Raw genomic sequence first — 12,963 nt, forward strand, 5'->3', positions numbered from 1 at the left:
GGCCGTCGGGCCGCCGTCGATAATGATCGGGGCATGGCCCGGCACGATCAGCTCATAGGCCCGCAGCGCGGTGCGGGCAGGGCGCAGGCCGGTACCAGCTGCGAGCCTGTTGCTGACGATGTAGCGAATGCCGACTTGCTCGTAGTTCAGTGCGATCGGCTTTTGGCCGGGCATGCTTTCGGCAAGGGAGCGCAACTGCGCGATGCTCAGCGACTTGGGCCTGGCATCGTAGCGGTCGGCGTCGAGCTGGAACCAGTAGTAGGGCACACCGACGAAAAGGATCAGTGCCAGAAGAAACAGGTTCAGTCTTGGAGTCAAAATTTACCGCTCTCAGTCAGCCCATAATGCGCCAGCGCTTTCCGGTATGCATCCGGCGTGCCTTCCGAGCCGGTGAATAACGCCCGGTCGGGTACATGGCGACTGCATTCCTGCCCGTCAGTGAGGCGTGCGATCTGGCGTGCGATACCTGCGGCGCCATGCACGAAGCGCACATCCGGACCGAAAACCTCGGCCAGTTCGGTCCTGAGCAGCGGGAAATGCGTGCAGGCGAGAACGACGGTGTCGATCCGCTCCCCGTCGGGCCTCGATCGCAGGGCCTCTGCTGCCTCGCGGATGATCTTCATGTCCACCTGCTCGCCGCGCAATTTCGCTTCGGCAGCCTCGACGAGGCCCGGAGCACCGTGGCGCAGGAGGATCTTGTCGGCGGCGAACTCGTGCTCGAGTCGGTCGACGTAGGCTTGCCGAATCGTCGCTTCGGTGCCGAGCAGGCCGATCACGCCGCTGCGCGTCATTGCCGCAGCCGGCTTGATCGCGGGCACGGTGCCCACGATCGGAACCTCGAGAACGTCGCGAACCATGCCAAGGGCGATCGTCGACGCGGTATTGCAGGCGATGCACACGAGTCGGGGCTTGAAACGCTCCGTCATGCGGCCGAGCAGCCCGGCGACGCGCGCGGCGACTTGCGCCTCGCTTTTGGAGCCATAGGGCAGACCGGCCGTATCCGCTGCGTAGATCACCGGCATGGCGGGCTGGAGCTTGCGCACTTCTTCCAGGACCGTGAGGCCACCCACACCCGAGTCGAACAGGAGAATCGGCGCGGACGGGTCGCTGCAGGCCCGTTTGCCTGCGGTCTGCCCGGTGCTGGAACTATCGGAGGACATCGTTTTTCCCTGAACCTTGCGACCTGTTAACCGCTGCCATGACGAAAGAGCAACTAGGCTTCGCCATTCCAGAGCAAACGGCTAAGGGAGGCGCATGCAGTGGATATTCGCTTTGGCACTGGGCTACGCGCTCGGCTCCGTACCCTTTGGCCTCATCATCACCCGGATTGCCGGTGCGGGCGACTTGCGCTCGATCGGTTCGGGCAACATCGGCGCAACCAACGTGCTGCGTACCGGACGCAAGGGGCTGGCTGCGGCCACGCTCCTGCTCGATCTCCTCAAGGGTCTGGCCGCCGTCCTGATTGCCGCGGCCGTCTGGCCGGAATGGGTCTGGCTGGCCGCTCTCGGCGCCTTCCTGGGGCACTGTTTCCCGGTCTGGCTGAGGTTTCGCGGCGGCAAGGGCGTGGCGACGACGGCGGGCATCGCCTTCGGCCTCGCCTGGCCGGTGGGGCTTGCCTATGCGCTGACCTGGATCGGCCTGCTCCTGACAGTGAAGATTTCCTCGGTCGCGGGCATGACCGCGGCGGTGGTGGCTCCGTTGGTGGCTCTCGTGCTGGGGCATCAGGACGCCGCGCTCGTGCTGGCCGTGATCGCAGCGATCGTGCTGTTCCAGCATCGCGAGAACATCGCGCGGCTGCGCGCCGGAACCGAACCGAGGGTGGGCGGCAGCAAGAAGTCCTGACAGGGGCCTGCGCGTGAGCGGGGGGCAGACGCTCGCCGCAATCGACAGGGATGAAGCGCTCGCGCGCATTCGCCTGCTGCGCTCGCCCAACGTCGGTCCCGTCACTTACGCGCACCTGCTCGCGCGCTTCGGCGATGCGCGCCGGGCCGTCGATGCGCTTCCCGAAATCGCCGGGCGATCCGGAAAGCGCTATCGGGCGGTGCCCGAGCATGTCGCCCTGGATGAAGCCCGTGCCGTACGCCGTGCGGGGGCTCGCTACCTGTTTCACGACGCGCCCGATTATCCGCCGCTGCTTGCCGCCAGCGAGGGGGCGCCGCCGATCCTCGTCGTCAGGGGCGATACCGCGATCCTTGAGGCACCTTGCGTCGCCATGGTGGGCGCGCGCAACGCTTCGGCAGCGGCTGTCCGGCTGGCCCGGACGCTCGCCGGAGAGCTCGCCGAGGCGGGCGTCACGGTCGTCTCGGGTCTCGCCCGCGGCATCGATGGCGCCGCGCACGACGGCGCGCTGGGCGCATCGGGTGCGACGGTGGGCGTCATCGCCAGCGGCATCGACGTGACCTATCCGCCCGAACACGCCGATCTGCAGGAACGTATCGCCCGAGAGGGTCTGCTGATCGCCGAGCAGCCGCCGGGCACCGATCCGCTGGCGCGGCACTTCCCCGCGCGCAACCGGATCATCGCCGGGCTCTGTGCAGGAACCCTGGTGGTCGAGGCCGCACCGCGTTCCGGTTCGCTGATCACGGCGCGGCTGGCCGGGGAGATGGGCCGGGAAGTCATGGCCATCCCCGGTTCGCCGCTCGACCCGCGTTCGCACGGTTGCAACCAGCTGATCCGGGATGGCGCGATACTCGTGCAGCGGGCAGAGGACGTGACCGAGCTGCTCGGGGGCTTTGCCGGGGCGCCGCAATCCGCTCTGCGCGAAGCGGCGCCGGACTGGGCCCTGTGCGACGACCTTTCCGATGCAGAGCCTGCGCCGATCGCCGATCTGCTCACCACCGCGCCAGTGCCGGTGGATGAACTGATCCGACAGTCGGGAGCCAGCGCTTCGGCGGTTCAGCTCGCACTCCTCGAACTGGAGATCACCGGCGCGCTGGTGCGTCACGCGGGCGGCCGCGTCAGTCTGGCGTAATCCCCGGCGATGGTTTTCCGGCCTTGTTCGCAGCGAGATTGATGCCCCCTTGACGGCTGCTCAAAGCCCGACCCAACTTGTACGTGTGTATATGTGTGCGTACATGCGCACGCGCGTAGCGCTTATCGAAAGTCTGAAATGCAGCTTGTCATCGTCGAATCGCCGGCCAAGGCGAAAACCATCGAAAAGTACCTGGGCAAGGATTTCAAGGTCCTGGCGAGTTACGGCCACGTCCGCGATCTTCCGCCCAAGGATGGCTCGGTTCGCCCTGACGAGGGCTTCGAAATGGACTGGGAGCTTTACGGGGACAAGCAGAAGCAGGTCCGCGCGATCACCGATGCCGCGAAAGCTTCCGACCGACTGATCCTCGCGACTGACCCTGATCGCGAAGGCGAGGCGATTTCGTGGCACGTGCTGGAACTGCTCAAGAAGCGCCGCGCGCTGCCCAAGGACGTGCAGCGCGTGACCTTCAACGCCATCACCAAGGACACGGTGACCAAGGCGATGCAGGCCCCGCGCGAACTCGATCAGGACCTGATCGATGCCTACCTCGCCCGCCGCGCGCTCGACTACCTGTTCGGCTTCACGCTTTCGCCGGTCCTCTGGCGCAAGCTGCCGGGTGCCAAGTCTGCGGGCCGCGTGCAGTCCGTGGCGCTGCGCCTGATCGTCGACCGCGAGCGTGAGATCGAGGCATTCAGGCCGCAGGAATACTGGTCCGTCGCCGCGCTCATGGAGCAGGACGGAACGCCCTTCACTGCCAAGCTGGTCGCCTTCGAGGGCCAGAAGCTCGATCGCCTGAGCATCGGCGACGAAGGCACCGCGATGCGCGCCAAGGCCGCCGTGGAGCAGGGTGCCTTCAAGGTCGAGAACGTCGAGACCAAGCCGCATCGCCGCAATCCGCAGCCGCCGTTCACGACGTCGACTTTGCAGCAGGAAGCCTCGCGCAAGCTCGGCTTCTCGGCCAGCCAGACGATGCGCGTGGCGCAGTCGCTCTACGAAGCGGGCGCGATCACCTACATGCGTACCGACGGCGTGCAGATGGACCCTTCGGCCATTTCCGCCTGCCGCAAGGCGATCTCGGACCGCTACGACGGGCACTATCTCCCGGAAAAGCCGCGTCACTACGAGACCAAGGCGAAGAACGCGCAGGAAGCCCACGAGGCGATCCGTCCTACCGAGTTCACACGCGACCGTTTCGGCTCGGGCGACGAGGCTCGCCTCTACGACCTGATCTTCAAGCGCGCGATGGCGAGCCAGATGGCCTCTGCCGCCCTGGAGCGTACGACGATCACGCTGCGCGACGGCACCGGGCGCAACGAACTGCGCGCCACCGGTCAGGTCGTGAAGTTCCCCGGCTTCCTCGCAGTCTACGAGGAAGGGCGCGACCAGAAGGACGACGACGACGAATCCGGCCTGCTGCCGATGATGCGCAACGGCGATGCGCCCGCGAAGAAGGACGTGACTGCCGAGCAGCACTTCACCCAACCGCCGCCGCGCTTCTCCGAGGCAAGCCTCGTCAAGCGGCTGGAGGAACTGGGCATCGGCCGTCCCTCGACATATGCCGCGACGATCCAGGTCCTCAAGGACCGCAATTACGTTCGCACAGAGAAAAACCGTTTCTTCGCAGAGGAATCGGGGCGACTTCTCACCGCGTTTCTCGAACGCTTCTTCGAACGCTACGTGGCCTATGACTTCACCGCGGGCATGGAAGAGGAACTCGATGACGTGTCGGGTGGTCGCCATGCTTGGAAAGAACTGCTCGAGGCTTTCTGGCGCGACTTCAAACCGAAGTCCGACGAGGTGATGGAGCGCAAGCCCTCGGAAGTGACCGAGGTGCTCGACGAGTTCCTGTCCGACTACCTGTTCCCGCCGAAGGATGACGGGTCCGACCCGCGCGCCTGCCCCAAGTGCGCCGATGGCAGACTGGCGCTGCGCGGAGGGCGCTACGGAGCCTTCGTCGCCTGTTCGAACTATCCGGAGTGCAAGTTCACCCGCAAGTTCGCGCAGCCCGGCGGCAACGGCGAGCAGGCCGACGACGAGGAATTGGGCAAGCACCCTGAGACCGGCGAGGAAATTACCCGTCGGGTCGGTCGCTTCGGTCCCTACATCCAGTTGGGCGAGGGCAAGGAAGCCAAGCGCGCCTCGATCCCCAAGGACATCGACGAGCTTACGCTGGACTGGGCGCTCAAGCTGCTCAGCCTTCCGCGCGAGGTGGGCAAACACCCCGAGACCGGCAAGGAAATCGTTGCGAATATAGGGCGTTATGGGCCGTACCTGCTCCATGACGGCAAGTACGGCAAGCTGCGCACTACCGCCGACGTGTTCGAGACGGGCATGAATGCGGCCGTCTCGATCCTGGCTGAAGCCGCGCAAGGCGGCGGGCGCGGTCAGCGCGCCAAGGCAGAACCGCTCAAGGTGCTGGGCAAGCACCCGACAAGCGAGGGTGAGATGAAGGTCATGGCGGGACGCTACGGCCCCTACGTCACCGACGGCACGACCAACGCAACCCTCCCGCGCGACCAGAAGCCCGAGGACCTGACTGCCGAACAGGCCATTGCCCTGATCGACGCCAAGGCCGCCAAGGGGCCGGCCAAGGGCAAGAAGAAGGCTCCGGCGAAGAAGGCCACCGCCAAGAAGGCTCCCGCGAAAAAGGCTGCGGCGAAAAAGGCTCCGGCCAAGAAAGCCGCGAGCGGTTCTTCGGAAGCCGGCTCCGAACAGGACGGCGAGGTTCCCTGGGACGTGGACGCGTGAGTGCACTCGGGCCGGATCTGTCTGGTCGCGTCCGTCTCGTTGCCATGCAACCGACAAAGGAGAACAGGCAATGAGCCAGAAGATCGCCAAGCACAAGCAGCCCTGGAAACCCGATGAACTGCAGAAGCTGCAAATGCTTGCGGGCAAGGGCAAGGGGCTCAAGGAGATTGCCAAGGCGCTGAACCGCACCGAGGAATCGACGAAGGATGCGGCCCGCCAGCACGGCATGACGATTGCCAAACTGCGCTGACGCGCGGACCCTGTGGTTGCGGTTTATGCAACTATAGGGAATTTTATGGCGATTGCCGGGAGACAACGGGCTGCCTAGGCGTTTCCCTGTTATGCTGCAGTTGCGAAACGATATGTCTTCGGCTTCGGATGGGAAGTCGGTTGGTGGCAGCCTCGACTTCGCCGATGATGCGATGCCTGCCAACTCGGATGCATCCGGCGGGGAACGCCACGAGGACGATGGCCTTGCCATGCCACGCCGGATCTGGGCGATCATCGCCATATCCTTCGGTACGGCGCTCTTCGTTCTGGACGGTACGATCGCCAACGTCGCCCTGCCGACGATTGCGCGGGACCTGCATGTCGAGGGCGGGGCGATCGTCAATGTCGTTACCCTGTACCAGCTCGTCATGGTCATGGCATTGCTGCCGTTCTCCAATCTGGGCGAGCGGCTGGGCCTGCGCCGGGTCTACCAGATCGGCCAGGTCATCTTCATGGCGGCCTCGGCGCTCACGCTCCTCGTCAATTCGCTGCCGGCCCTGCTGATGGTCCGGGTCGGGCAGGCACTGGGTGCCGGCATGGCGATGAGCGTGTCGACGGCGATGATCCGGCAGATCTATCCCAAGACGAAGCTTGGCAGCGGCCTTGGCATCAACTCAGTGATCGTGGCGTCCTCGAATGCCATTGCGCCGGTTCTCGGCGGCCTGATCGTTGCGCGTGCTGACTGGCGGCTGATCTTCGTGGCCGCTGTCCCCTGCGCGCTGATATCGCTGATGATCGGACGCTTCCTGCCCGACCCGGTGCGCGGCAAGATTCCGTTCAACTGGCGTTCCGGCCTGTGGAGCGCGGCGACATTCGCCATGCTAGTGGGCGGCATCGAACTGGCGGTCCATGGTGGCTGGCTGGTTGTCGGCATGGCCGTGGCACTGGCCGGCCTGGCCTCGGCGTTGCTGCTGGCACGCAGCGAAAGGGCGCGGACCAATCCGGTCTTCCCGGTGGATCTGCTGTCACGCCCGGCCATCGGCATCTCGATTCTGGCGGCCATGGCCGGTTTCATCGGCTCGGCGGGGCTCGTCGTCGCGCTGCCTTTCCGTCTGGAGCAGGGCATGGGCTTCAGTCCGCCCGAAGTGGGATTGCTGATCCTGCCCCTGCCGCTGACGATGCTGTTCGTTTCCCCCGCGGCGGGATGGTTGTCCGACCGCGTTTCGCCTTCGATCCTCGGGCTGACCGGCATGGTGATCGCCGCCGTCGGCCTGGTCTTGCTGGCCTTCATGCCGGTTCACGCAGGAGCGGCGGCGATTGCCTGGCGCCTTGTCGTCTGCGCAGTGGGCTTCGGCCTGTTCTTCTCCCCCAATGCGCGCATGGTCGTGAGCAATGCCCCGCGTGAACGGACGGCCGCGGCGGGCGGATTGCTGGCGACCGGACGACTATTCGGCCAGACACTGGGCGCGGCCTCGATCGGCCTGTTTCTTTCTTTCGGAGCCGGACTGGGCCCGGTCCCGATGCTGTTTGCAGCGGGGCTGGCGCTGCTGGCCGGGCTGGGCAGCCTCACGCGCTGGCGGGTGGCCGAGAACCCGCGCGATTGAGCGGGTTGGCCATACGGCTCCCGCTGCTGTTCAGGTCTTGGGTTGCTTGCCTGCTTTCGGGCTTTCGGGCTTGAGCCGCGACTTGTCTTCCTTCGCCGGTTCTGCCGTGTCAGGCACCTGCGGTTCGGGCGCGGCCTGAACGTCGATCGGCGCGAGCGGGGACTGCTCGATGGTCGGCATCTGTGGGACCTTCGGCTGCACGCCGCTGCGTTCCAGCCAGTAGGCAATGCCATCGGCCGTTGCCTTCATGCCGGCGAGGTTCAGGTGCCACTGCAGGCCCTGCTTGCCGTCGTAGCCCTTGGGTGCGCCGATCATCCATGGTTCGGCATCGCAAGGCGTGTGGTTGGCAGAAGCCTGGTTCATCTCCACGACGATGGCCTTGTGCGCCTGCGCGACCTTTCCGGTTATCTCGGCCAGTCGTGCGCCGATTTGCCGCACGATGGCCGCCGCATCCTCGCTTACCGGGGTATTGGCACAGAGCGTGGCGGGCAGGGGCGTCAGGTACTGGACGAAGACGAGGCGCGCCTTCGGAGCCGCTTCGCGGACGCGCCGGGCAATGAGGCCAAGCTGCTCCTCTACGCGCAGGTAATCGGCATCGGCAGGCTTGTGGATCGCACCGCAGGGCTTTGCCTCGAACCCGGCTGCCGCCACTTCGCTGGCGCGCTGGACGCACGTCGCGGAAAACAGGTCGCCGATGTAGTTGAGGTCGTTGCCGCCGATGGTAACCGTCACCAGCCGGGTAGCCGCGTCGACCGAGGCGAGCTGCGCCGGGACATCGCCCCAGGGACCGAGCAAGTGCTGGGTCCTCGCGCCAGAGCAGGTGCGGTCGACCAGCACCATGCCGAAGCGCTGCGCCAGCAGCGTGGGGTAATTGTTCATGCTCTGACCGCAACGGGTCGGCGCGCCGGGAGCGGCGGGCTTTCCGGGGGGGAGCATCGGACCGGCCGCGAACGAGGAACCGATGGCGACGTAACGTGCGCCTTCCAGGCTTTGCGCAACGGTATCTTCGGGCACGGCCTGTTCCGCCCCGATCCTGCCGACCGCCTCGATGCTGTCCGTCTCGGCGGCCTGCGCCTCGACCAGCGGAGCGGTCGCGCAGCCGAAAAGCAGCGCGGCACATGCAGCGGCAATACGGGGCGTGCGGATCATTTTACCCAGTCCAGTCCGATCTCTTCGTAGATGTCGCGGGCCTCGGCCCAGCCTTCCTCGACCTTCACATGGAGGAAGAGGTGAACTTTCTGCCCCAGAACTTCTGCCAATTCGTTACGCGCGGCTTCACCGATGGCGCGGATCTTGGCGCCCCGCTTGCCCAGCACGATGGCCTTCTGGCTGTCGCGCGCGACGACGATCTGCTGGCGGATCTCGACCGAGCCATCCTTGCGCTGGGTATAGGATTCGGGCCGCACCGCGCTGTCGTAGGGCAGTTCGTCGTGGAGCTGCTTGTAGAGCTGTTCGCGCGTGACTTCGCAGGCCAGCAGGCGTTCCGAGGCATCGGAGACCTGATCCTCGGGGTAGTGCCAGGGGCCTTCGGGCATGAGGTCGGCAAGCCGCGTCTTGAGTTCGGGCACGCCGTCGTTGGTGAGCGCGGAAACGAAGAACACTTCGTCGAAGTCGACTGCGCCTGCCAGTTCCTCGGCCAGCTTGAGCAGCGGTTCCTTGGCGCTGGCATCGACCTTGTTGAGCACGAGCAGCTTGCGCTCGGAGCGGTCCTTGAGCGTTTCCAGCAGGGGCGTCAGTTCGTGTCGGCGTTGCTTGACCGCGTCGACCACCAGCAGGATGGCATCGGCCTCCTGCGCCCCTTCCCAGGCGGCGGCGACCATGGCGCGGTCGAGACGACGCTTGGGTGCGAATATGCCGGGCGTGTCGGCCAGGATGATCTGCACCTGGTCCTGCAGGGCAATGCCCATCAGCCGGGCGCGGGTGGTTTGCGCCTTGGCCGAGGTGATCGCCACCTTCTGGCCGACGAGCGCATTGACCAGCGTGGACTTGCCGGCATTGGGGGCGCCGATCACGGCGACGAGACCGCATTTCTCGGTCATGGGCGAATTCCTCGATAGTCAGGTTGGCACGCACGCCTCGGCAGGCTTGGCTCGCGCGTAACTGGGCAATGCATCATGCCGGTAACGCCCCAAGTCTGCCTGAGGACGCACACGGAATAATCCATCATGCGAATTTTTTCATGAACTCTTCGGCGGCCTGCGTTTCCGCGTCCTGTTTGGACGAGGCCGTGGCCTGGGCACTGCCGACATTGTGGATCGTGACCTCGACCGTGAAGCGCGAGGCGTGGTCGGGGCCGGTGCGCTCCAGCAGGCGGTATTCGGGAATCCGGCGGCGATTGCCGGCGGCCCATTCCTGCAGTGCGGACTTGGGATGCTTGCGCTTGCCCGTCTTGCCCTGCACCGCGTCGGCCCACAGCTTTCGCACCATGGCCTTGGCGCTGTCGAAGCCGCATTCGATGAAGCAGGCGCCGATCAGCGCTTCCATCACGTCGCCGAGGATGTTGTCGCTGTCCTCGCCGCCGTCGTCGCGGGCCTGCTTGCCCAGCCGCATCAGCGGGCCCAGTTCGATCTGGCGCGCGATCTGGGCGCACATGGTACGGCTGACGAGCGCGTTGAGCCGCTGCGACAGGCGACCCTCGGCCTCGTTGCTGGTTTCGTACAGCCATTCGGCGACGACCAGGCCGAGTACACGGTCGCCGAGGAATTCCAGCCTTTCGTAATTGCGTTTCTCGCCCGTGCTGCCGTGGGTCAGGGCAGCCAGCCAGAGCCCCTCGTCCCGGGGCGCAGTGCCGGTCGTCCCGGTTATGAAGGCACGCGTAATGTCGTCCAGCAAGGTCAGAACGTCCCGCCGATGCGGCTCCAGCGGGCCGCGGTGAACCAGGTCCAGGGTTTGATCCATTCGGCCGAGCCATCGGTCGAGAACATCATGATCGCGGCCTTGCCGACCAGGTTGCCCTGCGGAACGATGCCGATGCCCTGGCCCTCGACGGCGGGGAAGCGGCTGTCCATGGAGTTGTCGCGGTTGTCGCCCATCAGGAACAGGTGGTCTTCGGGCACGATGTAGACGCCGGTATCGTCCTGCGGCGTGGTGCCGAGGTCGAGCACGTTGTAGCTCTTGCCATTGGGTAGCGTCTCACGGAACTGCGGATAGTGGCAGACCGGCTTGCCGTCCTTGTCGGTCGTCTCGAACTCGGGCGCATAGCAATCGGTGTTCGGCGAGACGGGCAGGATGAAGTCGTCGAGGCGCTGCTTGGGCACCGCCTTGCCGTTGATGAAGACCTGGCCGCTCCTGATCTGAATCTCGTCGCCGGGAAGGCCGATGACGCGCTTGATGTAGTCGACGTCGTTGCCCGGGGGCGCCTTGAAGATGACGACATCGCCGCGCTCGGGCTGGCTGGCGAAGATCCGGCCCGGGATCAGCGGCAGGCTGAAGGGCAGCGAGTACTTCGAATAGCCGTAGGACCACTTCGTCGCGAACAGGTAGTCGCCGGTCAACAGGCGCGGCAGCATGGATTCGCTGGGAATGTTGAAGGGCGAAATGATGAAGCTGCGAAGCACCACCACAGCCAGCACCAGCCAGAAAAGAAACGAGAAGAAACCCTCGTCCTTTTTCTCCGCCGCCGCAGGCTTCTTCGCTGTCGAGTCGATGGCCGGCTTGGCGGCGTCGCTATTGGTCTCGCTCATGGGCGGAACCCTTGTTGCGCAAGCTGCGATCCGTCAAGTTCAATCCGGCCTTGTAACCGTCTCTTCTCGACGAAGAACCGTCTTGGCCTTCGCAGCCGCAACATGCATAAGGCCAGCAAATCTACTGTGCAGGAGCAATGTATGAGTGAATCAGCCTGGGAAAAGCTCAGGGGACTGGCCAAGCCGTCGCTGGCTGAGCTCTTTGCAGGCGATCCGGCCCGGCTCGACACTCTTGCGACCCGGTTCGAACTGGGTGAGGACGAAGCGGCGACCACGATCCGTTTCGACTGGTCGAAAACGCATCTGGACGCCGGTCACCTGGCCGCATTCGAGGAACTGGCCGAAGCGATGGACTTCGCCGGACGCCGAAAGGCCCTGTTCGGCGGCGAGATCGTCAATCCGACCGAAGGCCGCGCCGCCGAGCACACCGCCCAGCGCGGCGTCGGCAAGGATGAGAGCGTGGCGCTGGCGGCCGAGAACCATCACCGCATGGCCGCGATCGTCGAGGCGATCCACCGTGGCGCGATGGGTGAGGTCAAGCACCTGATTCACATCGGCATCGGCGGTTCGGCGCTTGGACCGGCACTCGCGGTCGACGCGCTCGCCCGCGACGGTGCGATGGTCGACGTCCACGTCGTGTCGAACATCGACGGCTGCGCCATGGAAGAGGCGTTCAAGGGCTGCGATCCGGCAACGACGATGCTGGCGGTCGCGTCCAAGACCTTCACCACCATCGAGACGATGACCAATGCCGAAAGCGCCATCGAATGGCTGCGCGAGAACGGCGTGGAGGATCCCTACGGCCGCGTCGTCGCGCTGACGGCCTCGCCGGAAAAGGCGATGGAATGGGGTGTCGACGAAACCCGCATCCTGCCTTTCTCGGAAAGCGTGGGCGGCCGCTATTCGTTGTGGTCCTCGATCGGCTTCCCGGTCGCGATGGCGCTTGGCTGGCCCGATTTTGCCGAGTTTCTGGCGGGCGCTGCCGCCATGGACGAGCACTTCCGCGATACTGACGGCAGTGCCAACCTGCCGCTGCGCGCGGCCTTTGCCGACCAGTACTACACCCGCCTGCGTGGTTGCCAGACGCGCGCCGTGTTCGCCTATGACGAACGGCTGGCACTGCTGCCCGACTATCTCCAGCAGCTGGAGATGGAATCCAACGGCAAGAGCGTGAAGGCCGATGGCAGTCCGGTCGACGGGCCGACTGCGCCGATCACTTGGGGCGGGGTGGGTACCGATGCCCAGCACGCCGTGTTCCAGCTTCTCCATCAGGGCACGAACCTGGTGCCGGTGGACTTCATCGCCTCCATCGCGCCGGGCCATGACCTCAGCCTCGATCACCACCGCATCCTGCTTTCCAACTGCTTCGCGCAGGGCGCTGCGCTGATGGCGGGCAAGGACAGCGAGGATCCGGCCCGCGCCTATCCCGGCGACCGTCCTTCGGCGACGATTCTGCTCGACGAAGTGAGCCCGGCCACTTTCGGTGCGCTGATCGCTTTCCACGAGCATCGCACTTTCGCCAATGCCGTGCTCATGGGCATCAATCCCTTCGACCAGTTCGGCGTTGAACTGGGCAAGGAGATCGCCAAGCAGATCGAGAAGGGCGGCACCAAATTCGATCCCTCGACCGAGGCGCTGCTGGAACTGGCCGGAATCAGCTGAAGGCGTGTCGGGGCCTTTCCGGCCCCGACATGACTACGGGGCAGTTTCAGTATTCAGCAAGAATTAACCCTGTAAGGTCGGC

At 65.4% G+C, this 12,963-nt stretch carries 11 protein-coding genes and 1 pseudogene; 6 read left to right on the plus strand and 6 right to left on the minus strand.

Annotated features, from left to right (window positions below; genetic code table 11):
• Window positions 1-318: pseudogene (locus tag SPHV1_RS19310) on the minus strand (hypothetical protein); the annotation flags it as partial.
• On the minus strand, window positions 315-1,160 hold the full coding sequence (murI, locus tag SPHV1_RS19315) for a glutamate racemase (protein WP_054947641.1): 846 nt from the start codon (window positions 1,158-1,160) through the stop codon (window positions 315-317). The gene murI and the pseudogene SPHV1_RS19310, both read right to left, overlap by 4 nt.
• Window positions 1,161-1,254: 94 nt before the next feature.
• Here murI and plsY point away from each other — a divergent pair, with 94 nt between their 5' ends.
• The 5 genes from plsY (at window position 1,255) to SPHV1_RS19340 (ending at window position 7,536) form a co-directional block, all read left to right on the plus strand.
• Window positions 1,255-1,842 (plus strand): glycerol-3-phosphate 1-O-acyltransferase PlsY, encoded by a 588-nt coding sequence (plsY, locus tag SPHV1_RS19320; RefSeq protein ID WP_054947642.1) that lies wholly within the window; start codon window positions 1,255-1,257, stop codon window positions 1,840-1,842.
• A gap of 13 nt (window positions 1,843-1,855) precedes the next feature.
• Entirely contained in the window at window positions 1,856-2,971 is a 1,116-nt protein-coding gene (dprA, locus tag SPHV1_RS19325) for a DNA-processing protein DprA (RefSeq protein WP_054947643.1), read from the plus strand.
• A 138-nt stretch (window positions 2,972-3,109) separates the two neighbouring features.
• A complete protein-coding gene (topA, locus tag SPHV1_RS19330) occupies window positions 3,110-5,722 on the plus strand; it encodes a type I DNA topoisomerase (protein WP_054947644.1) in 2,613 nt (870 codons plus the stop codon).
• 70 nt (window positions 5,723-5,792) lie between these two features.
• A complete protein-coding gene (locus tag SPHV1_RS19335) occupies window positions 5,793-5,972 on the plus strand; it encodes a hypothetical protein (RefSeq protein ID WP_041559057.1) in 180 nt (59 codons plus the stop codon).
• A gap of 112 nt (window positions 5,973-6,084) precedes the next feature.
• Window positions 6,085-7,536, plus strand: a complete 1,452-nt coding sequence (locus SPHV1_RS19340; protein ID WP_231634760.1) for an MFS transporter — start codon at window positions 6,085-6,087, stop codon at window positions 7,534-7,536.
• Window positions 7,537-7,566: 30 nt separating this feature from the next.
• On the opposite strand, the gene SPHV1_RS19345 is transcribed toward SPHV1_RS19340, so the two are convergent.
• The 4 genes from SPHV1_RS19345 to lepB form a co-directional block, all read right to left on the minus strand.
• Window positions 7,567-8,685 carry an SGNH/GDSL hydrolase family protein gene (locus SPHV1_RS19345; RefSeq protein ID WP_054947645.1) on the minus strand — a complete coding sequence of 373 codons (1,119 nt, stop codon included), beginning with the start codon at window positions 8,683-8,685 and terminating at the stop codon, window positions 7,567-7,569.
• The gene (gene era / locus SPHV1_RS19350) at window positions 8,682-9,575 is read right to left on the minus strand and encodes a GTPase Era (protein WP_054947646.1); all 894 of its coding nucleotides are present in this window, start codon (window positions 9,573-9,575) and stop codon (window positions 8,682-8,684) included. The genes SPHV1_RS19345 and era overlap by 4 nt, the downstream gene beginning before the upstream one ends.
• 124 nt (window positions 9,576-9,699) lie before the next feature.
• Window positions 9,700-10,368, minus strand: coding sequence for a ribonuclease III (gene rnc, locus SPHV1_RS19355; RefSeq protein WP_082431074.1), 669 nt, complete (start codon window positions 10,366-10,368; stop codon window positions 9,700-9,702).
• Between the two features lie 2 nt (window positions 10,369-10,370).
• Window positions 10,371-11,219: a signal peptidase I gene (lepB, locus tag SPHV1_RS19360; RefSeq protein WP_054947647.1), complete on the minus strand. Its 849-nt coding sequence runs from the start codon at window positions 11,217-11,219 to the stop codon at window positions 10,371-10,373.
• 141 nt (window positions 11,220-11,360) lie between these two features.
• Between lepB and pgi the strand changes: the two genes are divergently transcribed.
• On the plus strand, window positions 11,361-12,881 hold the full coding sequence (pgi, locus tag SPHV1_RS19365) for a glucose-6-phosphate isomerase (RefSeq protein WP_054947648.1): 1,521 nt from the start codon (window positions 11,361-11,363) through the stop codon (window positions 12,879-12,881).
• Window positions 12,882-12,963 lie beyond the last annotated feature (82 nt).

Origin of the sequence: Novosphingobium sp. KN65.2 (assembly GCF_001368935.1) — a bacterium.
Classification (GTDB): domain Bacteria; phylum Pseudomonadota; class Alphaproteobacteria; order Sphingomonadales; family Sphingomonadaceae; genus Novosphingobium; species Novosphingobium mathurense.